Consider the following 19,284-nt stretch of genomic DNA (forward strand, 5'->3'; position numbering starts at 1 on the left):
TGGCGATAGGTCCTCACTCAGGGTGTCCACGCCCTGGTTCGACGAGACCGGCGGTGAGAGTTCCTGGCTCCCGGGGACTGCTACCCCGGTGACAGTGGCGGGACCGCGCCGGATTCACACCGGCTTCCTCTCTTGCCGCCGTACTTGGCTCCGGAAGTCCACCACGCTCCCGGAAGACCCGTCAACTTGCCGTTGACCTGCGAGGGGACTGTGTGGGAAGGCCCACACCGGTGGTCCAGCGGGGCCCGTGGGGCATGCCGAAGGCTCCTCCCGAGCGGATTCGGGGAGGAGCCTTTGCCGGCCTCGCGTTCAGGCTTCGGCCGCGGTCAGGCCTTGGCCACGATCAGATGGATGCCGTACGCCACGACGGCCGCGCAGGCCGCGAAGCACAGGTAGGCGGTGGTCACGGCCAGGGCCGCCGAGTTGCCCTGGGCCGTGGCGCGTTCGCGGGCGGAGAGGCCCTTGATGCCGAGGGTGAAGAGAGCCACCATGCCCACGGTGACCACGAGGCTGACGCCGAAGACGGAGCCGATGGCTGCCCAGTCGATGTTCATGTCGGTTCTTCCTCGGGGGTCAGACGGTCGCGGCCGGGTCGGTGGCGGCGGCCGGGGCGGGGGACGGGATCGTGGCGGTGAGGTCGTCGGTCACCGTGCCCGCGGGCGGCGGGGTCACGGCGGCGATCGCCGTGGTCACCACGCCGGCCGGCTCCGTGCCGTCGGTGTCGTTGACGTTGGCGCTGTCCACCACCTCGCGGCGGGAGAGCTTCCAGATCGCGGCGCTGGAGGCGACGAGGAAGACGGCGACGACCGCCGTGCCCCAGTCGCCGAGGTCCGTCACGGACTCGGCGAGCGCGCCGACGACCGCGGCCGCGGGGAGGGTGAGCACCCAGGCGACGACCATGCGGGTCGCGGTGGACCAGCGGACCGTGCCGCCCTTGCGGCCGAGGCCCGCGCCCATCACGGAACCGGAGACGACGTGCGTGGTGGAGAGGGAGAAGCCGAGGTGGGAGGAGGCCAGGATGGCGGTGGCCGCGCTGGTCTGGGCGGCGAAGCCCTGCTGTGGCTGGAGGTCGGTCAGGCCCTTGCCCATGGTGCGGATGATGCGCCAGCCGCCGATGTAGGTGCCGAGCGCGATTGCCAGGCCGGCGGAGAGGATGACCCAGGTGGGAGGGTTCGAGCCGGGCGCGACGGCACCGCCCGCGATCAGCGCGAGGGTGATGATGCCCATCGTCTTCTGCGCGTCGTTGGTGCCGTGCGCGAGTGAGACCAGGCCGGCGGAGGCGATCTGGCCGGCGCGGTAGCCCTTGCGGGTGGCCTCGTCCTCGGCGTTCCGGGAGAGCGTGTAGGAGAGGCGGGTGGAGAGCATCGCCGCGATGCCCGCGACCACGGGGGCGGCGACCGCCGGGAGCAGGACCTTGGTGACCAGGACGTCGCCGTGGACCGCGCCGAAACCGGCGGAGGCGACGGTGGCGCCGATCAGGCCGCCCATCAGGGCGTGCGAGGAACTGGAGGGCAGGCCCACCAGCCAGGTCACCAGGTTCCAGAGGATCGCGCCGACGAGGGCGGCGAAGATGACCTCGGGGCGGATGCCGTTCTCGTCGACCAGGCCCTTGGAGATCGTGTTGGCGACCTCCACGGAGAGGAAGGCGCCGACCAGGTTGAGCGCGGCGGACATGGCCACCGCGATCTTGGGCTTGAGCGCGCCGGTCGAGATGGTCGTGGCCATCGCGTTGGCGGTGTCGTGGAAACCGTTCGTGAAATCAAACGCGAGTGCGGTCACCACCACAATCGCGAGGATCAGCGAGAAGCTTTCCATTTACCCAGGCAATCTTCAGGGGTCATCGGCTGTTGGACCGTAGGCAACCTGAATGAACGGAAGATGAACTGGGGTGGTCTCCGTGGTGTCTGAGATCGACTTCGGGGTATCCGTGCGCGGGAGTGGGCGAAGCCGCCGTCCCGTTTCCGGTCCGGCGGCCCGGTCGTTCCTTGGCCAGGAGCCCCTGGCGAACGCCTTCAGCCGGCTCGCCGACCCGTTGAAGAGATTCTGGTCACCCGGCAGACTGCCGCTGTCGTCGTACTGCCAGCAGGTCCAGTGCGACCATCCCGTCGGCAGTGCTCCCGCGTCCGCCGAGCCGTGGCGGGCGATCCACAGGGCGTTGTCCGCGGCGAAGGCGCTGCTGCCGCCCGTGCGGAGGTCCCACCAGTGGGTGGTCGTGTAGATCACCGGCCGCTGACCGGTCTCCCGCTCCAGCTCGGCACTGAAGGACTTGATCCACTTGACCATCTTGGAGTGGCTCAGCCCGTAGCACCTGTGCTTCTTGTCGTACGGGTTGTACTCGACGTCGAGCGCGGGCGGCAGCGTCCAGCCGTCCGCGGCCCAGGCGCCGCCGTGGCTTACGAAGTACGCGGCCTGCCGGTCGCCCGACAACCTGTCCGGCAGGGCGAAGTGGTACGCGCCCCGCATGATTCCGGCCTTGCGTGAACCGTTGTACTGCCGGCCGAAGTACGGGTTGCGGTAGGTGGTGGACTCGGTCGCCTTGATGTAGACGAACCTCGCGCCTTTCGCCTTGGCGCTCGACCAGTCGACGTTCTTCTGGTGCGAGGAGACGTCGTGCCCCTTCGGCAGGCTCGCCGCGGACGCCGGTGTCCCGCCGAACGCGGTCGCGGCCCCCCCGAGGGCGAGCGCGGCCACGGCCGCCGCGAGAACGCGGGCGTGGTCACGGTTGTGGTGACGGTACGACGGAGCGGTCACGGGCCATGTTTCCCCCCGGAATGGCGACGTGTACGAAAAATCGTCCAGATATTATTGGAAGATCGGCGTATTCTCGGCGATCTTCGGCCAAGCCTTGAAATGGGACTCTTCGCGGTGGTTTGCGCTCTACTGGATTCGGGACGTCCGGCCTAAAGTGCCCTGCCGTACAAGCCGGTTGGGGTGCTGCCTGACAGGATCGGGCCATGGCTGAGCAACGGCGGGACGAGCGTGACGGACGGGATGGGCGCGGCGGCGCACAGGGTGTGTCGGAGCCGCGAAGGCGGGATGTACGCGCGGAGGAGGCGCGCGCCTGGCGGGAACTCGTCGCCACGGCCCGCCGCACCGTGACCGACGGACTGGTCGTCGGCACCTCCGGCAACGTCTCCGTCCGCGTCGGCGACACCGTGCTGGTCACACCGTCGGGCGTGCCGTACGACCGGCTCACCCCCGACGACGTGACGGGCGTCGACCTCGCCGGCCGCCGGGTCCTCGGCACACTGGTCCCGACCAGCGAACTGCCGATGCATCTCGCGATCTACGGCAGCACGGACGCGGGCGCTGTCGTGCACACCCACGCCGTGCACGCGACGGCCGTCTCGACACTCGTCCCCGAGCTTCCGGCGATCCACTACATGACCGCCGCGCTCGGCGGCGCCGTCCGGGTTGCCCCGTATGCGACATACGGCACCGAGGAGTTGGCCGAGAACATGCTCCGCGCCTTGACGGACCGCTCTGGCTGCCTCCTCCAGAACCACGGCACGATCACCTACGGCTCCACCCTGACCCAGGCCTACGACCGCACGGCCCAGCTGGAGTGGATGTGCCACCTGTGGCTGACGGCGTCCGCCGTCCCCGGCCTGACCCCGAGCCTGCTGTCACCGGCACAGGTGGCGGAGGTGGGGGAGCTGCTGCGGGGGTACGGCCGGCGGACGGGGTGAGACCGGCGGCTGACAGGGAACCCGGACGCCCCTGTCGGAAGCTCCTCCCACACCCCAAGGCGGCTCATGTTTCCCCTGCCCCCGCTGGCCGTCGCCGAAGTCCGCCCCGACACTGGACAGGTGCGCCCAGTCAAAGTCACGGCCGCAGCCGTCGGTGCCGTACTCGCCGCCGGCGTGGCCGGCGTGGCCGCGGGGCGGTTGGCCAGTGACGCCGCGCTGAAGGCGCCGCCGGGGCGCCCCCTGCCCACCGAGCCCCGGCTCACCGTGCACGGCACCGCGGTCGGCCGCATCGCCCTCACCCGGGACCTCGCCTCGCTGCGCCCCGGCACCTACGGCCTGGCCGGCAACGGCTCGCACGCGGTCGTCGGCGCCGTCCTGGAGTCCGTCGCGCACACCGCCGACACCGTCGTACGGCGGCTGGAACGCGTGACCCACGGCACCCTCGAACCCGGCGACAGGGTCTGGCTCACCCCCAACGTCCACATCGGCAACCCGCGCGCGGCACTGGGCCTGGACCACGCCGACATCGACATACCCGGCGAACTCGGGTCGCTGCCCGCCTGGTTCGTGCCCGGCTACCGGGACACCTGGGTGATCGCGGTGCACGGCCTCGGCACCACCCGCGAGCTCCCCATGAACGTCATGCCGTTCCTGCACGGCCGGCGCCTGCCCGTGCTCGCCCTCGCCTACCGCGGCGACCTCGGCGCCCCGCGCCCCCGTGACGGCCTGAACCACCTGGGCGAGAGCGAGTGGCGCGACCTGGACGCGGCGATCCGCTACGCCGTCCGCTACGGAGCCCGCCGCGTCGTGCTGTACGGCTGGTCCACCGGCGCCACCATGGCGCTGCGCGCCGCCGCCCACTCGGCGCTGCGCGAGCGCGTCTCCGGGCTGGTCCTGGACTCGCCGGTGCTCAACTGGGAGGCCACCCTGCGCGCCCTCGCCAGGGCCCGGCACACCCCCGAGCCGCTACTGCCGCTCGCGGTGCGTGCCGCCCAGGGCCGCGCCGGCCTGCACGCCGACCACGTCGGCGCCCCCGTCGACCCGGAGCAGCCCACCGTGCCCACCCTGATCGTCCACGGCCCGGACGACACGGTGGCCCCCTGGACGTACTCCCGCCGACTCGCCGCCCGGCGCCCCGACCGCATCGCCCTGCACACCGTGCCGGACGCCCCGCACGGAGCCATGTGGAACGCCGACCCCAATCAGTACGAGGAGCGGCTGCGCCGATTCCTCACGCCCTTGATGTGATGGCCGCGATATCAGCTGATATCCCCTCTTGGGTGCCATGGCGTTCTTGATGTGATGTTGCCCTCATGTGTATCCCTTTCCACGCCCCACCCCGACACAGGCCGGAGGCCCCGATTCCAGTCGGTGCCGCAGGTTCCGTTTAAGGCCGTACCACTGGCCTGAACATGCCTCCTCGCCTCCCCTCGGGCCCCGTGCGTTGGCCAGCCCCGTCGCCCGCCGTGACATTCCGTTTGGGTTTTCGGACCGTCAACCGGAAGACTGCACCCGTGACGTCCCGTATCCCGCGCGACTCAAGGCTTCGACTCGTCCGAACGCGACCCCTGGCCGCCGCCCCCCGAGCGATGAACCAGCGGCCCGCGCGCCGCCCCGCACCCCGCCCCCCCGAGGGCACCCCGGCCCCCGCCGAACTGGCCAGAATGGCGCGGTCCGGGCTGGCCGGAGCGGCCCGAGTCGCCCACTGGGCCGACACGGCCCTCGGTCCGGGCAGCGACGGCGCGACCGCCGACGGCAAGGCCACTCTCTCCGAGGCGTCCGCCGAACGCGCGGCAGGCGATCTGGGCCTGACCGTGGCTCAGATCCGCGCCGATTGGGACACCGCCCGGCTCGCCGGCCTGGTCGAGGTGCACGGGGACAGCGCGCGCCCCGGCTGGCGCCTGCGCGCCTGGGACCGCGACGACAGTGCCGTACTGCGGGGCTGGGTCGCTCTCTTCGACGCCTGGTCGCTCGCCCATCCGGAGCCCCCGGAGTTCGAGGCCGCCGCCGTCGCCGAGGTCGTCTCGGCCATGCCCCAGGTGCTCTCCTTCCTCCAGTTGTCCGCCGGTCCCGTCCCGGTCGAGCAGCTCCTGGACCTGCTCCGGCAGCGGGTCACCGAACTGCGCACCGAGCGCTGCGAGGTCCCCTACGGGACGGAGACCGGGTCCGGGTCCGCCGTTCCCGTCGCCGCCCTGCCCGCCGCCCGCACCGACCCGGCGGACCGTGCACCGGCCGAGGACCCAGCCCCCGCCGAGGACGCGGAGCTCGCTCCCCTCCTCGACTGGGCCCTGCACGCGCTCGCCTCCGTCGGCGCGCTGACCTACGGCGCCGGCCAGGCCACGCTCACCCCGCTGGGCAACTGGGCGGTCTGGGTCAAGCTGGAGCAGATCTGCGTGGCCGCGCAGAGCCCCGCCGGGAACATCGAGGTCGCCGCCGAGGAGATGCTGCGCGGCTGCGCCCAGCTCCGCCCCAACGCGGCCCGCGCCGAGTACCGCGCCTGGCTCGCCGCCCGCCCCGTCGGCAGCGCCGTCGCCGAACTCGTCGCCGCCGCCCGCGGCGAGGACGCCCTGCTGCGCGGCCTCGCCTTCGAGGCACTGCGCGTGGTCGGCGCCCCCGCCGAACCGGACGTCCGCGCGGTCGTCGACGAGCCCACCCTGCGGCCGTACGCCCTGCTGTGGCTGGCCGAGCACGACGGGATCGACCCGGAGGACGCCCACGAGGTGCTCACCCGCGAAGAGGCCACCTGGCTCTGGGTGGACACGGCCGCCGCGGTCGCCGACCACGGCGAGGCACCGCTGCTGGTCCGTCATCTGGAGTCGGCGCTGCAGCCCACCGTCCCCGCGCTGCTCGACGAGGTGCGGGCCGTCGGGCATCCGCGCACCGTGCAGGTCCTGGTCGCCCTCGCCGCCGCCCACCCCGACCCGGCGCTGGCCAAAGCCGTCCGCCGGGCCGCCTTCCAGGTGCACACCGGCGGCTGACGGCAGGAGCGGGTCGGGTGGGTCAGGCCGCTATCTCCGGGGCGTACGTACCGAAGCTCCAGATATTGCCCTCGACATCCCGGGCCATGTAGTCCCGCGAGCCGTAGTCCTGGTCCGTCGGGGGCATCAGGATCTCGGCGCCATGGTCCACGGCCCGCTGGTGGTGTGCGTCGACGTCGTCCACGACGATGTACACGCCGGTCGGGCCCGCGCCCTCCATCGCCGCGTCGAAACGGCCGCCGCGGCCCTTGGAACCCAGCATGATCGCGCCGTTGCCCTGCACCAGCTCGGCGTGCAGCACCATGCCGTCCTCGGCCTCGTACACCGACAGCTCGGTGAAGCCGAAGGCCTCCGTCAGTTGCTTGATCGCCGCCTTCGCGTCCGCGTACAGCAGCGACGGATAGATGCTCGGCCGTCCGCCGGTCGTGCCTGCCATGCCGATCACTCCCTTGTGTGCCGGTCCCCCGAAAGCCGTCGTTCCGGCTCCACAGTCTTGCACCCGGCACTGACAACGCCCCCGGCCCGCGCCGCCGGTGCAGGTCGGCGGCTCAGTGGCTCATCCCGTAGAACGGCCCGACCGCCGAGGTCGCCGTACCGCACGCGGTGCCGACCCGGCCGCTGTAGAAGACCGCCGGGGCGTTCGTGTAGGTGCCCCGGCGCTGCTGGAACTCCTGCTTCCAGAAGTCCTGCACGCTGTTGACCACCGCCACCGTCCCGACGAACGCCCGATCGGGCGACGTCCCGCCCCGCCCCCGCGTCACGCCCGCCCCCGCCTCGCTGGCATGGCTACGCTCTGCGCCTGATCCATGGGACGAGGGCGCCCGAGCGGGCGCCGAAGGGGGGAGCGGTGCCCGTTCTGCCACACGGGAGAACCCCACCGCCCGCCACCGGAACCTTCAAGACACCGCCGCCGCCCGCAGCCGACGGCTTCCCGGACGAGCCCCCCGCTGCGGACACTCTTCGGGACGAGGCGTCTTCTGCGGACGGCGTTCGGGCCCCGGTGCCTTTGGTTGGCGGTCTTGGGGACGGGGTGTCTTCTGCGAGCGGCGTTCGCGCCCCGGTCCCTGTGGTGGGCGGCTTCCGGGACGAGGCCCGCGCGGACGGTCTCCGGGCGGCAGTCTCCGCTCCGGTCGGTCTCCGGGCCCGGGTCCCCGCTGCGGACGGTCTCCGGGCCGGAGTCTCCGCTCCCGTCGGCTTCCGCGTCGAGGCCCGAGCCGCGGACGGTCTTCGGGACGAGGCGTCTTCTGCGGACGGCGTTCGGGCCCCGGTCCCGGTGGTTGGCGGTCTTGGGGACGGGGCGTCTTGTGCGGGTGGCGTTCGCGCCCCGGTCCCTGTGGTGGGCGTCCCCCGGGACCAGACCCCCGCTGCAGGTCGGCTCTGGGCCCCGGCCCCCCTTCCCGGGGGCCTCCGGAACCCCGTTCCTCCCGCCGGTGGCCTCCGGCACCCGGTCCCTCCGCCCGGTGGCCCCCAGAACCCGATCCCCCTTCCCGGTGGCCTCCGGCCCCCGATCCCTCCAGCCGGTCGTCTCCGGGCCCCAGTCGCCCTTCCCGGTCGCCTCCGGGCCTCAGCCCCTCCTCCTGGCAGCCCCCAGAATCCGGTCCCCCCTCCCGGTGGCTCCCGGGACCGGGAACCCGCGGCCCGCGGCCCCCGCGCGCTCGGTCCGTTGGCGGCTCCCGCCGAACAGCACCCTCCGACCCCCCTCCCACGCAAACCCCCCACCCACCACCTCCTCCCCATCACCCTCGTCCTTCTCCTGGCCGGCGCCCTCCTATGTATGGGGCAGCGGATCCGTCCGGCCCCCTACGGCGACCACCTCACCCCCGGTCCTGCCGCGCACAGCGCACGCGCGAGTGGCGCGGTGGTCGAGGCGTATGACGGGCGGACCCTGCGGTGGCGATACGCGCGCGCGGGGCGGCGTCCGCTCAGCGTGCTGCCCGCGCACGGGCATGCGATCGCCGTCTGGGACGACGGGCTCGTCACCGACACCGACGGCCGTTCCGTGCGCTGGCACCGCGCCCTGCCCGCCGCCACCGGCTGGCTCCGGCGCCAGGGCGGCACCGGTGTCCTGCGCTCCCTCGGCCGCGGCATGCTCGCGGTCGTCACCCCGGCCCGCATCGCCGCGTACCGCACCGCCGACGGCGACCTTCGTTGGGTGCTGCCCGCCCGCGCGGGCTGCGCGTTCCGCCCCGAACGTGCCGTACGTCACGGCCCCGCCCTGCTGGTCGCCCAGCCTTGCGCCCACGGCGCCTGGACCGCGCAGCTCATCGCCGTGGACGACCTGGGCCGAATCGTCCCGCACCGCACACCCCTCGGCAACGACCTCCCCGGCACCCGCCCCGAACACCCGCACGCAGAAAAAGCGCTTGCGCCGCCCCGTTAGACTTGGCCCATGGCCATTCTCCTCGCGCATTAGACGGCGGGAACGTCCTCAGCCGCCCACCCGTCAAATCCCGTACGCCCTGGAGTCTGTCCGTGATCTCCGCCTCCGGTATCGAGCTGCGCGCCGGTGCGCGCGTCCTCATCGAGAACGCCACCTTCCGCGTCGCCAAGGGCGACCGCATCGGCCTGGTCGGCCGCAACGGCGCAGGCAAGACCACCCTCACCAAGGTCCTGGCCGGTGACGGCATCCCCGCCGGAGGCACCGTCACCCGCTCCGGCGAGGTCGGCTACCTCCCGCAGGACCCCCGTACCGGCGACCTCGACGTCCTCGCCCGCGACCGCATCCTCTCCGCGCGCGGCCTCGACGTACTGATCCGCAAGATGCGTGACAACGAGCAGCGCATCGCCAACGGCCAGGGCGCCACCCGGGAGAAGGCGCTTCGGCAGTACGAGCGCCAGGAGACCGAGTTCCTCACCAAGGGCGGGTACTCCGCCGAGGCCGAGGCCGCCACCATCGCCGCCGCGCTCAACCTGCCCGACCGGGTGCTGGGCCAGCCCCTGCACACGCTCTCCGGTGGTCAGCGCCGGCGTATCGAGCTGGCCCGGATCCTGTTCTCGGACGCGGACACGCTCCTGCTGGACGAGCCGACCAACCACCTCGACGCCGACTCGATCGTCTGGCTGCGCGACTACCTGAAGACCTACCGCGGCGGCTTCATCGTGATCTCCCACGACGTGGACCTGGTCGAGACGGTCGTCAACAAGGTCTTCTACCTGGACGCCAACCGCTCCCAGATCGACGTCTACAACATGGGCTGGAAGCTCTACCAGCAGCAGCGCGAGGCCGACGAGAAGCGCCGCAAGCGCGAGCGCGCCAACGCCGAGAAGAAGGCGGCCGCGCTGCACTCGCAGGCCGACAAGATGCGCGCCAAGGCCACCAAGACGGTCGCCGCGCAGAACATGGCCCGTCGCGCGGACAAGCTGCTGGCCGGTCTGGACGCCGTCCGCGTCTCCGACAAGGTCGCCAAGCTCCGCTTCCCGGACCCCGCGCCCTGCGGCAAGACCCCGCTGACCGCCGAGGGCCTGTCGAAGTCGTACGGCTCGCTGGAGATCTTCACCGACGTCGACCTGGCCATCGACAAGGGCTCACGGGTGGTCATCCTCGGGCTCAACGGCGCCGGCAAGACCACGCTGCTGCGGCTGCTCGGCGGGGTCGAGACGCCCGACACCGGCGAGGTGATCGAGGGCCACGGCCTCAAGCTCGGTTACTACGCCCAGGAGCACGAGACCCTGGACCCGGACCGCACGGTCCTGGAGAACATGCGCTCGTCCGCCCCCGACATGGACCTCGTCGAGGTCCGCAAGGTGCTGGGCTCGTTCCTGTTCTCCGGCGACGACGTCGACAAGCCGGCCGGTGTCCTCTCCGGCGGTGAGAAGACCCGGCTCGCCCTCGCCACCCTGGTCGTCTCCTCGGCGAACGTCCTGCTCCTGGACGAGCCCACCAACAACCTCGACCCCGCCAGCCGCGAGGAGATCCTCGGCGCCCTGCGGACCTACAAGGGCGCGGTCGTCCTCGTCACCCACGACGAGGGCGCCGTGGAGGCGCTCCAGCCCGAGCGGATCATCCTGCTCCCCGACGGTGTCGAGGACCTGTGGGGCACCGACTACGCGGACCTGGTCGCCCTCGCCTGAGAACCGGCCTCGTCGGCTCTTGTCGCTGTTGTCGTCCTCTGTCGTCCTCGCTTGATCGAATGCCTGATCCACTGGCTATGGATCATTCGGCTTATCGGTGATCCATCATCTGTGTGAGATCTCCTCGTATCGAGGTGTGTCCTGCACCGATTTCGCGGCCGATCCCTTTGTCGACAAGGGGTCGGCCGCTTCCCGTGCCTGACCTGGCACTTCACGGAAGAACCCGTTCGGCCCCATGGGCAACCCCTGCCAGAATCACAGATTCCACTTGTGGGGATGCGCTCCTGTCGTCACAACGATGTCTCACGGACCTTGCCGAATGGGTGGCCATCGCGCCCCGGAGGGGTGATCATGAGGGGACCAGAGCGCACTTCCCATGAGGAGGCACGGGTGGCCGAGACTCTGAAGAAGGGCAGCCGGGTAACCGGCGCCGCGCGCGACAAGCTCGCGGCAGACCTGAAGAAGAAGTACGACTCCGGTGCGAGCATTCGGGCACTGGCCGAGGAAACCGGCCGCTCGTATGGCTTCGTCCACCGGATGCTCAGCGAGTCGGGTGTCACGCTGCGTGGGCGTGGCGGGGCGACGCGGGGCAAGAAAGCCGCGTCCTGACCCCGGGCGGGCCATCGGCTTCGATGGTGGCCACCCGGTCGGTCGACTGATCGACCGGGTGGTTACTGTGCAGTCACTTAGCATGTCGTTCGGCAATGCGTGATGACCGCACACATCGGAGGCGCCCCATGGCTTCGCCCGACCAGGACCTCGCTCCTGTTCTCGACAAGGACGGCGTAAGGCTCACCGTCGACGACGCGCTCGCCACGGTGACGCTGACCAACCCGGCCAAGCGCAACGCCCAGAGCCCCGCACTGTGGCGGGCGTTGGCGGAGGCCGGACGGTCGCTGCCGGGGTCGGTCCGGGTTGTCGTGCTGCGCGGTGAGGGCCAGTCCTTCTCCGCGGGCCTCGACCGGCAGATGTTCTCGCCGGAAGGGATCCCGGGGGAGCCGACCTTCATCGAACTCGCGCGCCGTGACGACGCCGGGCTCGACGCGACCATCGCCGAATTCCAGGAGGCGTTCACCTGGTGGCGGCGCACCGACATCGTGTCGATCGCCGCCGTGCAGGGCCACGCCATCGGGGCCGGCTTCCAACTGGCCCTCGCCTGTGACCTGCGCGTCGTCGCGGACGACGTGCAGTTCGCCATGCGCGAGACCAACCTGGGCCTGGTGCCCGACCTCACGGGTACACATCCGCTGGTCTCCCTCGTCGGCTATGCCCGCGCGCTGGAGATCTGCGCGACCGGGCGGTTCGTTCAGGCCGAGGAGGCGGTGGCGTCGGGGCTCGCGAACCTCGCGGTGCCGGGCGCCGAACTCGACGCCGCGGCGGGCGACCTGGCCGCGGCGCTGCTGGCCGCGCCACGGGACGCGGTGGTGGAGACCAAGGCGCTGCTTCGGGGTGCGGGAGATCGGTCGTACGACGAGCAGCGCGCCGCCGAGCGGCAGGCACAGGCCCGGCGGCTGCGGGACCTCGCGGGAGTGGGCGAGTAGATCGACACGGCCCCTCGGCCCCGCCCCTGAAGGGGCGCTTCAGCCGATGCCTGTGACAAGGACGGCCACCGTCGGCTGACCGTCCAGCTCCACGCCGACCGCCGTACGGACCCGCAGGGCCACCTCCACGGCCGGTGGGCCGTAGGTCAGCGCCACCTCGACCCGCACATGCCGGCGCGGCGACGCGGCCTCGAAGCGCACCTCCCGGCGCAGCGCCCCCCTCACCCGCGCCACCTCCGGCACCGCCGGCGCCGCCGTCACCCGTGCGCCGTAAGGATCGGGGCCGTCCCGGACCGACGGCGGCCGAGGCGGACGTACGACCTCCGGCTCCGCCCGGTCCGCCGCCGAGACGACCGGCGTGACCGTCGGCCATGCCCACCGCCGGCAGTGAGACACGCAGGCCCGCGACCGCCGTGGCGCCCGGCGAGCGCGGGGCCGTCCCGGTCGCCGCCCGGGTGGTGGCGAAGACCGCGGCGCAGGCGGCCCGCGAGGTCCTCGGCCCCCTTCCGAAGGACGCCGTACCCTCGCACGCCACGGTGGCGGTCCACCACGACATCGCCCGGGTCCGCGTCCACCTCGAACTGGACCATCCGTCCGACATCGGAGCCCGGTGCGCGGCCGTGCGTCGGCATGTGGTCGAGCGGGTAGGCGCGTTGGTGGACACGGAGGTGCGGGAGGTCGTCGTCCACGTCGAACGGCTGCACCCGGGCCGGACCCAGGGGAGGGCATGATGAGCGCCGAGCAGACACAGGTCATCGAAAGGCCACCCGAGGCCGCGCCGCCCCCGGCCGGCCACGAGGCTCGCTTCTGGTCGCCGCGCCGCGGGCCCGCGGCCCTGGTCGCCGTCCTGCTCCTGGTGACGGCGGCCGCCTTCCTGTACGACATCGCGGCCGTACGGGCCCACCACCCCGCGATGCACTGGCGCCGCGAACTGGCCCGGCAACTCGCGCAGCAGCCCCTCGACGGCACGTGGGTCCTGGTGGGCGCGGGCATCGCCGCCGCCCTGGGCGTGTGGCTGCTGGCCCTCGCCGTCACACCCGGCCTGCGGGACGTCCTGCCGATGCGCCGCACCCACCCCGACGTCCGCGCCGGGCTGCGTCGCGACGCGGCCGCGATGGTGTTGCGCGACCGGGCCATGGCGATCTCGGGCATACGCCGGGTACGCGTACGACTGCACCGCTCCCGCGCCCATGTCCTCGCCGTCTCCCACTTCCGTGAACTCGACGAGGTGCAGGCCGACCTGGACGCGGCACTCACCGACGCCATCCACGGCCTGGGCCTGGCCCGCCCGCCCAGGCTGACGCTGCACGTCATCCGTCCCGGCCGGAAGGGATGAGCGATGCTCACGGCGATCAACCGCGTACTGATCGGTCTGGCGGGCCTGGTGCTCCTCGCCCTGGGCGGCGCGGTCCTGGCCGTCGGGCTCGGCGCCCCGGCCCCCTCCTGGTGGATCCACGACGGCCGTCACGACGTCCTCCTCACCACCGCCGAACGCACCCACTGGCGTCACGCGGGCTGGTGGTGGCCGACGGTCCTGGCCGCCCTGGTGGTCCTGCTCCTGCTGTCCCTCTGGTGGCTGACCGCACAACTGCGCCGCCGTCGGCTGACCGAGGTCCTGGTGGACACCGGTGACGGCGAGAGCGCGCTGCTGCGCGGCAGGGCCCTGGAGACGGTCCTGGCGACCGACGCGGCCCAGCAGCAGGGCGTCGCCCACGCCCAGGCGGTACTGCGGGGCAGGCGGACGGCTCCGGAGGTACGGGTGCGGCTCCAGCTGGATCCGGACGTGCCACCACGCGAGGCCCTGGACGACCTCACCACGCACGCCCTGGCCCACGCCCGGGACTCGGCAGCCCTGAAGAAACTCCCGGCAGAGGTCCGACTGACCTCGGTGAAACACCGTGCGGAGAGGGTCACTTGAGACACAGGCCGGCAGCGAACGCTCTGCAGGACAGTGCCGCCCTCTGGCGCATGGGGGAGATCGGTGCCGACGACGTCGTCAGCGCCGCCTGCGACGCGCTCGTCGCCGGACTCGACAGCCCCGCCCTGCGCATCCTCGCCGCCTGCACCCGTGCCGAGACCGATTACGACGTTCCGGACCTGCTCCCCCCCAGCACTTGAGGAACTGGGCCTCACCCTCCACCCGGTGGGCACTGTCGCCGGACAGGAAGCCGCCGCACGGGCACTCGCCGTCCGGATGCCGGCCGGCGAGCTGACGCCACGCGAGCTGGACTTCCGGATCCACCAGCGCTTCGGGCATGCGCTGCCCCTGGCCGCGCGGCTCGCCGAACTGGACGACGAGTACGACCTCCTCGAGTACGGCGACAGAACACCGGCACAGGTCGACGCCGAAGTCACCACCGAAGCTCTTCGGCTCGCACGGCATGTTCAGCCTGAAGGTTCTCAGGCGGAGGGAGACCGGTTTTCGGAGGCGGACCGGCCGTGCCGAGACCGTCGCCGTGCCCAGGGAATCTTCACCGGCGGAACCGGGTTGCTTGCCGTTGCCACGATGACAACGGGAAGGGGACGGCAGCCGATGAGCCTCCGTCAGTTCGAGTACGCCCTGGCCGTCGCCGAGGAGGGTTCGGTGACGGCGGCTGCGGAGCGGCTGCGCGTCGCGCAACCGTCGGTGTCCCAGCAGATCCGCGGCCTGGAGCGGGAACTCGGCGTGGAACTCTTCGCCCGCACGCCGACCGGACTGGTGCCCACGGTGGTCGGCCGCGCGTTCCTGCGGGAGGCGGAGGTCGCGGTGAGCGCGTCGCGGCGGGCGCGGGCGACGGCGCGGGCCGGTGCCGATGAACTGGTGGGGGAGTTGGTGGTCTCGGTGCAGATGGGCTTCGGCACGCGGCAGCTGCCGGCCGCGCTGGGCGCGCTGCGCCGCCGTTTCCCCCGGCTGGAGATCACCGTCTTCGAGGAGCCGAGCTCCGCCGAGCTGGAGCGGCTGTGCCGCCGGGGCGTGGTGAACCTCGCCTTGATGGCGGCGTGCGAGCGGACCCCCACCGACGCCCACCACCTCGGCGACGAGGAGTTCGTCGTGGTGCTGGGCGCCGGTCACCGGCAGCTCGCCGCGGACCGGGTCGAGCTGCGCGAACTGAAGGGGGAACCCTGGGTGCGGTTCGACCGCGACAGCGCGCTCGACGGCGTGCTGCTCAACGTGGTCCGGGACAACGATCTGACCCCGACCACGGCCGCCCGCGTGTCCCAGACGGCGACGGCCGTGCGCTGGGCCGCCCACGGCCTGGGGGTGACGCTCGTCCCGGCCTCCGCGGTGCCCCACGGTCACGAGCACCTCGCGCGCCCGGTGTTCCCTGCCGTGTCCCAACCCGTCATCGCCGTGCTCCAGCCGGGCCCGGGCCCGGCGGAGACGGCCCTGCTCGAACTCCTGCGCAAGGAGAACTGGTCCGAGTCCGCTTCCTCAGCACCGGTGTCCTGACGGCCGGGAAACAAACGGGCTACGCTGAATTCCTTTTGCCGAAAGCGGTGTTCCAGAATTCGAATTCCGTGGGGGTCACCGCCTGGGGAACTCACCGCCGTCCACGACGAGACTGCTCCCGGTCAGCCAGCTCGCCCGGCCGGACGCGAGGAACAGCACCGCCTGGGCGATGTCGTCGGGCCGACCGTCGCGCCCGAGCGGCGGGGTGTCGTCGGCGTTGGTCCGGCTCGGCGCCAGACCCAGACGCGCCCACTGCTCCCGCGTTTCCTCACCGCCGGGGGTGGCGACCCGGCCCGGAGTCACGGTGTTGACCCGGATTCCGAACGGGGCCTGTTCCAGGGCCAGTCCCCGGCTGTAGTTCTCCAGCGCCGCCTTCGCCGCCGTGTAGTGCAGGAACGGTGCCGGCGGGGTGAGTACCGCGGCCGAGGAGACATGCACGATCACCCCCGAACGCCGTTCCCGCATGCCCGGTACCAGCAGCGAGTCCAGCCGCACCGACGCCAGGAAGTTCAGGTCCAGCGCGTCCTGCCACTCCTCGTCGGGGATGGCCGAGCTGCCCTCGTACGGTCGCGCCCCACCCGCGTTGTGGACCAGGACGTCCACCCCGCCGAGCACCTCCCGAGCGGCCTCGGCGAGCGCCTCGGCGCCGGCCCGGGTCCGCACGTCGGCCGCCACGAAGGCGGCGCCCTCCGGCACCGTGCTCGTCGCCGACCTGGCGGTCGTGAGCACTTCGGCGCCCGCGTCCAGGAGCCGGCGCACCACAGCCGCGCCGATTCCGCGGGAACCACCCGTGACCAGGGCCCGCTTTCCCGTGAGTTCTCGCGTTCCCGATCCGTTCTCGATTGTGGCCATGCCACCGGTCCTTTCCATACGTATCGGTCCGCTCGACAGAGAAATCGAGGTGAGCACCTCGTCGAGCGGTTTCACGGTACGTACGGAAAAGAACCGGAGGCAAAGACGAATTATCAGCAGGCCCTATAGGGAATCCCTATGCCATCCGTCAGAACCCGTGCCGCATACCCCCGTCGACAGGCACCATGATTCCGGTCAGATAGGACGCCGCCGGCGACAGCAGAAACGCGCCCACCCGCCCGAACTCCTCCGGCCTCCCGTACCGTCGCAGCGGAATCCGGGACTCGTTCTCCATCCGCGTGGCCTCGGGGTCGGCCGACAGCGCGTCCAGCTCCCGTACCCGGTCCGTGTCGATCCGCGCCGGCAGCAGCCCCAGCACCCGGATCCCGCGCGGCCCCAACTCGTCCGCCAGCGACTTGGCGAACCCGGCGAGCCCCGGCCGCAGCGCGTTCGAGATCGTCAGCCCGGGAATCGGCTCGTACACCGACCCGGACAGCACGAACCCGATGACACCGCTGCCCCCCAGCTCGGCCGCTGCCGCACGCGCGAGCCGTACCGCGCCCAGGAACACCGACTCGAACGCGCTCTGCCACTGTTCGTCCGTGTTGTCGGCGAGAAACCCGGCCGGGGGTCCACCCACACTCAGCAGGATGCCGTCGAAACGCCCGAAGTGCTCACGCGCCGCCGAGATCACCCGCTCCGGCGCATCCGCGTCCGCGTTGTCGACGGCGACACCCGCCGCGTTCGGCCCCAGCTCGGCCACCGCCGCGGCGACCCGCTCCTCGTCCCGTCCGGTCACCACCACCTTCGCCCCGTCGGCGACCAGCTCGCGCGCGGTCGCGTTGCCCAGCCCGCGGGTCGCTCCGGTGACGACGTACACCCGGTCCTTCAGCCCAAGATCCATGGTCCCTATCCTGCCCCGTCGCCACCGAACAGTGTGAGGGCGGTGTTCACCAGCCCGATATGGCTGAACGCCTGCGGGAAGTTGCCCAGCTGGCGTCCGAGCTCCGGTTCGTACTCCTCGGAGAGCAGTCCCACGTCGTTGACGAGTCCCACCAGCCGTTCGAACAGTTCCTTCGCCTCGTCGGTACGGCCCGTCATGTGGAGCGCGTCGGCCAGCCAGAACGAGCAGGCCAGGAAGGCGCCCTCGCCGCCGGGCATCCCGTCGACGCCGATCGCGTCGGTGTCGTAGCGGCGCACGAAGCCGCCGTGGCCCAGGTCGTCGCGGATCGCGTCCACCGTGCCGATCACCCGCGGGTCGTCCGCCGGCAGGAAGCCGAAACGGGGGATCAGCAGCAGGGCGGCGTCGAGTTCGCGCGAGCCGTAGTACTGGGTGAAGGTGTTGCGCTTCGGGTCGTACCCCTTCTCGCACACCTCCCGGTGCACCTCGTCGCGGAGCTTGCGCCAGCCCTCCAGTTCGCCCTCCAGCTCCGCGTGCTCCTCCAGGGTCCGCACCGCGCGGTCCGCGGCCACCCACACCAGCACCTTGGAGTGCACGAACTGCCGACGGCCGCCGCGCACCTCCCACAGACCCTCGTCCGGCTGACGCCAGATCTTCTCCAGGAACCTCATCAGCGAGTACTGGATGGCCCACATGTGCGGCTTGGTGGGTAGACCGGCGTTGCGGGCCAGCGACAGCGAGTCCATGACCTCGCCGTACACGTCCAGCTGGAGCTGGTCGACTGCGCCGTTGCCGATGCGTACCGGCGCCGAGCCGGCGAAGCCGGGCAGCCAGGGCAGTTCGAACTCGGGCAGCCGGCGCTCGCCCGCGAGACCGTACATGATCCGCAGGTCCGCCGGGTCACCGGCGACCGCGCGCACCAGCCAGTCGCGCCAGGCCTCGGCCTCCCTGTGGTAGCCGGCCGACAGCAGGGCGCCGAGGGTGAGGGTGGAGTCGCGCAGCCAGCAGAAGCGGTAGTCCCAGTTGCGCACCCCGCCCAGCTCCTCGGGCAGCGAGCTGGTAGCGGCGGCGACGATACCGCCGGTCGGCGCGTAGGTGAGCGCCTTGAGAGTGATCAGGGAGCGCATCACCGCCTCCCGGTGAGGGCCTTCGTAGGTGCAGCGGGCGGCCCAGCGCCGCCAGCCGGTGACGCTGGAGCGCAGCGCCTCGTACGGGTCCACGAGCGGCGGCCGCCGCTCGTGCGAGGGGTGCCAGGTGAGCACGAACGCGACCCGTTCGCCTTCCGAGACGGTGAACTCCGAGTGCGTGCCGAAGTCCTCGCCCCACGTCCGTACGGACGGTTCGCTGCGCAGCCACACCGAGTCAGGACCGGCTACGGCGACCCGGTTGCCGCCCGAGCGGCGCATCCACGGGATGACCGAGCCGTAGTCGAAGCGGAGGCGGAGCGTGCTGTGCACGGTGACTCGGCCGCTGACGCCCTCGACGATGCGTACCAGGTCGGGCGCGTGCTCGCGTTGGGGCATCAGGTCGGTGACGCGGACCGCGCCCTCGGCGGTCTCCCACTCGGTGTCGAGGACCAGTGTGTCGGGCCGGTAGACGCGCCGGGTGCACGTGGTGGCGTCCTTGGGGGCGATCCGCCAGTGGCCGTTGTCCTCGTCGCCCAGGAGCCTGGCGAAGCAGGCCGCCGAGTCGAACCGGGGCAGGCACAGCCAGTCGACGGAGCCGTCCCGACCGACCAGCGCCGCGGTCTGTTCGTCGCCGATGAGGGCGTAGTCCTCGATACGTCGGTCCACGGACTCCGGTTTCCCGGCGCGCCGGTGGG

Annotated in this window: 19 protein-coding genes, 2 pseudogenes and 1 riboswitch; of the genes and pseudogenes, 12 read left to right on the top strand and 9 right to left on the bottom strand. The window is 72.0% G+C overall.

Annotated features, from left to right (window positions below):
• Window positions 1-35 precede the first annotated feature (35 nt).
• A riboswitch (cobalamin riboswitch) is annotated at window positions 36-178 on the bottom strand.
• A gap of 148 nt (window positions 179-326) precedes the next feature.
• The 3 genes and pseudogenes from ABTY98_RS29130 to ABTY98_RS29140 all read right to left on the bottom strand — a co-directional run.
• Window positions 327-554 (bottom strand): hypothetical protein, encoded by a 228-nt coding sequence (locus tag ABTY98_RS29130; protein WP_352224000.1) that lies wholly within the window; start codon window positions 552-554, stop codon window positions 327-329.
• A gap of 19 nt (window positions 555-573) precedes the next feature.
• Window positions 574-1,815 carry an inorganic phosphate transporter gene (locus tag ABTY98_RS29135; protein WP_352224001.1) on the bottom strand — a complete coding sequence of 414 codons (1,242 nt, stop codon included), beginning with the start codon at window positions 1,813-1,815 and terminating at the stop codon, window positions 574-576.
• Window positions 1,816-1,992: 177 nt separating this feature from the next.
• A pseudogene (locus ABTY98_RS29140) lies at window positions 1,993-2,758 on the bottom strand (lysozyme); the annotation flags it as partial.
• 196 nt (window positions 2,759-2,954) lie between these two features.
• Between ABTY98_RS29140 and ABTY98_RS29145 the strand changes: the two are divergent.
• From ABTY98_RS29145 to ABTY98_RS29155, 3 genes are all read left to right on the top strand, one after another.
• A complete protein-coding gene (locus tag ABTY98_RS29145) occupies window positions 2,955-3,689 on the top strand; it encodes a class II aldolase/adducin family protein (RefSeq protein WP_352224002.1) in 735 nt (244 codons plus the stop codon).
• Window positions 3,690-3,809: 120 nt separating this feature from the next.
• Complete coding sequence (locus ABTY98_RS29150) at window positions 3,810-4,937, top strand: alpha/beta hydrolase family protein (protein WP_352224003.1); 1,128 nt, start codon at window positions 3,810-3,812, stop codon at window positions 4,935-4,937.
• Between the two features lie 341 nt (window positions 4,938-5,278).
• The gene (locus ABTY98_RS29155; protein ID WP_352224004.1) at window positions 5,279-6,667 is read left to right on the top strand and encodes a hypothetical protein; all 1,389 of its coding nucleotides are present in this window, start codon (window positions 5,279-5,281) and stop codon (window positions 6,665-6,667) included.
• Between the two features lie 22 nt (window positions 6,668-6,689).
• Here ABTY98_RS29155 and ABTY98_RS29160 read toward each other — a convergent pair whose 3' ends face one another.
• Together ABTY98_RS29160 and ABTY98_RS29165 are read right to left on the bottom strand one after the other, a co-directional pair.
• Window positions 6,690-7,103 (bottom strand): VOC family protein, encoded by a 414-nt coding sequence (locus ABTY98_RS29160; RefSeq protein ID WP_352224005.1) that lies wholly within the window; start codon window positions 7,101-7,103, stop codon window positions 6,690-6,692.
• 127 nt (window positions 7,104-7,230) lie between these two features.
• A pseudogene (locus ABTY98_RS29165) lies at window positions 7,231-7,545 on the bottom strand (neutral zinc metallopeptidase); the annotation flags it as partial.
• An 896-nt stretch (window positions 7,546-8,441) separates the two neighbouring features.
• On the opposite strand from ABTY98_RS29165, the gene ABTY98_RS29170 reads away from it, so the two are divergent.
• From ABTY98_RS29170 to ABTY98_RS29185, 4 genes are all read left to right on the top strand, one after another.
• Window positions 8,442-9,047 (top strand): hypothetical protein, encoded by a 606-nt coding sequence (locus ABTY98_RS29170; RefSeq protein ID WP_352224006.1) that lies wholly within the window; start codon window positions 8,442-8,444, stop codon window positions 9,045-9,047.
• Window positions 9,048-9,139: 92 nt separating this feature from the next.
• Window positions 9,140-10,738: an ABC-F family ATP-binding cassette domain-containing protein gene (locus ABTY98_RS29175; protein ID WP_352224007.1), complete on the top strand. Its 1,599-nt coding sequence runs from the start codon at window positions 9,140-9,142 to the stop codon at window positions 10,736-10,738.
• A gap of 390 nt (window positions 10,739-11,128) precedes the next feature.
• Entirely contained in the window at window positions 11,129-11,347 is a 219-nt protein-coding gene (locus ABTY98_RS29180) for a helix-turn-helix domain-containing protein (protein ID WP_046727957.1), read from the top strand.
• A 128-nt stretch (window positions 11,348-11,475) separates the two neighbouring features.
• Window positions 11,476-12,279, top strand: a complete 804-nt coding sequence (locus tag ABTY98_RS29185; protein ID WP_352224009.1) for an enoyl-CoA hydratase/isomerase family protein — start codon at window positions 11,476-11,478, stop codon at window positions 12,277-12,279.
• 39 nt (window positions 12,280-12,318) lie between these two features.
• On the opposite strand, the gene ABTY98_RS29190 is transcribed toward ABTY98_RS29185, so the two are convergent.
• Window positions 12,319-12,540 carry a hypothetical protein gene (locus ABTY98_RS29190; protein WP_352224010.1) on the bottom strand — a complete coding sequence of 74 codons (222 nt, stop codon included), beginning with the start codon at window positions 12,538-12,540 and terminating at the stop codon, window positions 12,319-12,321.
• Window positions 12,541-12,650: 110 nt separating this feature from the next.
• Here ABTY98_RS29190 and ABTY98_RS29195 point away from each other — a divergent pair, with 110 nt between their 5' ends.
• From ABTY98_RS29195 to ABTY98_RS29215, 5 genes are all read left to right on the top strand, one after another.
• Complete coding sequence (locus ABTY98_RS29195) at window positions 12,651-13,010, top strand: hypothetical protein (protein WP_352224011.1); 360 nt, start codon at window positions 12,651-12,653, stop codon at window positions 13,008-13,010.
• On the top strand, window positions 13,007-13,615 hold the full coding sequence (locus ABTY98_RS29200; RefSeq protein ID WP_502994381.1) for a DUF6286 domain-containing protein: 609 nt from the start codon (window positions 13,007-13,009) through the stop codon (window positions 13,613-13,615). The genes ABTY98_RS29195 and ABTY98_RS29200 overlap by 4 nt, the downstream gene beginning before the upstream one ends.
• Window positions 13,616-13,618: 3 nt before the next feature.
• Entirely contained in the window at window positions 13,619-14,197 is a 579-nt protein-coding gene (amaP, locus tag ABTY98_RS29205) for an alkaline shock response membrane anchor protein AmaP (protein ID WP_352224012.1), read from the top strand.
• Window positions 14,198-14,247: 50 nt separating this feature from the next.
• Window positions 14,248-14,397 (top strand): hypothetical protein, encoded by a 150-nt coding sequence (locus ABTY98_RS29210; RefSeq protein WP_352224013.1) that lies wholly within the window; start codon window positions 14,248-14,250, stop codon window positions 14,395-14,397.
• Between the two features lie 415 nt (window positions 14,398-14,812).
• Complete coding sequence (locus tag ABTY98_RS29215) at window positions 14,813-15,709, top strand: LysR family transcriptional regulator (RefSeq protein ID WP_352224055.1); 897 nt, start codon at window positions 14,813-14,815, stop codon at window positions 15,707-15,709.
• Between the two features lie 75 nt (window positions 15,710-15,784).
• Here the strand turns inward: ABTY98_RS29215 and ABTY98_RS29220 are convergent, their stop codons facing one another.
• From ABTY98_RS29220 to ABTY98_RS29230, 3 genes are all read right to left on the bottom strand, one after another.
• Window positions 15,785-16,561, bottom strand: a complete 777-nt coding sequence (locus tag ABTY98_RS29220) for an SDR family oxidoreductase (protein ID WP_352224014.1) — start codon at window positions 16,559-16,561, stop codon at window positions 15,785-15,787.
• Window positions 16,562-16,709: 148 nt separating this feature from the next.
• Window positions 16,710-17,465: an SDR family oxidoreductase gene (locus ABTY98_RS29225; protein ID WP_352224015.1), complete on the bottom strand. Its 756-nt coding sequence runs from the start codon at window positions 17,463-17,465 to the stop codon at window positions 16,710-16,712.
• 5 nt (window positions 17,466-17,470) lie between these two features.
• Window positions 17,471-19,255 (bottom strand): glycoside hydrolase family 15 protein, encoded by a 1,785-nt coding sequence (locus ABTY98_RS29230; RefSeq protein WP_352224016.1) that lies wholly within the window; start codon window positions 19,253-19,255, stop codon window positions 17,471-17,473.
• Window positions 19,256-19,284 lie beyond the last annotated feature (29 nt).

Origin of the sequence: Streptomyces sp. NPDC096040, assembly GCF_040303265.1 — a bacterium.
Taxonomy (GTDB): domain Bacteria; phylum Actinomycetota; class Actinomycetes; order Streptomycetales; family Streptomycetaceae; genus Streptomyces.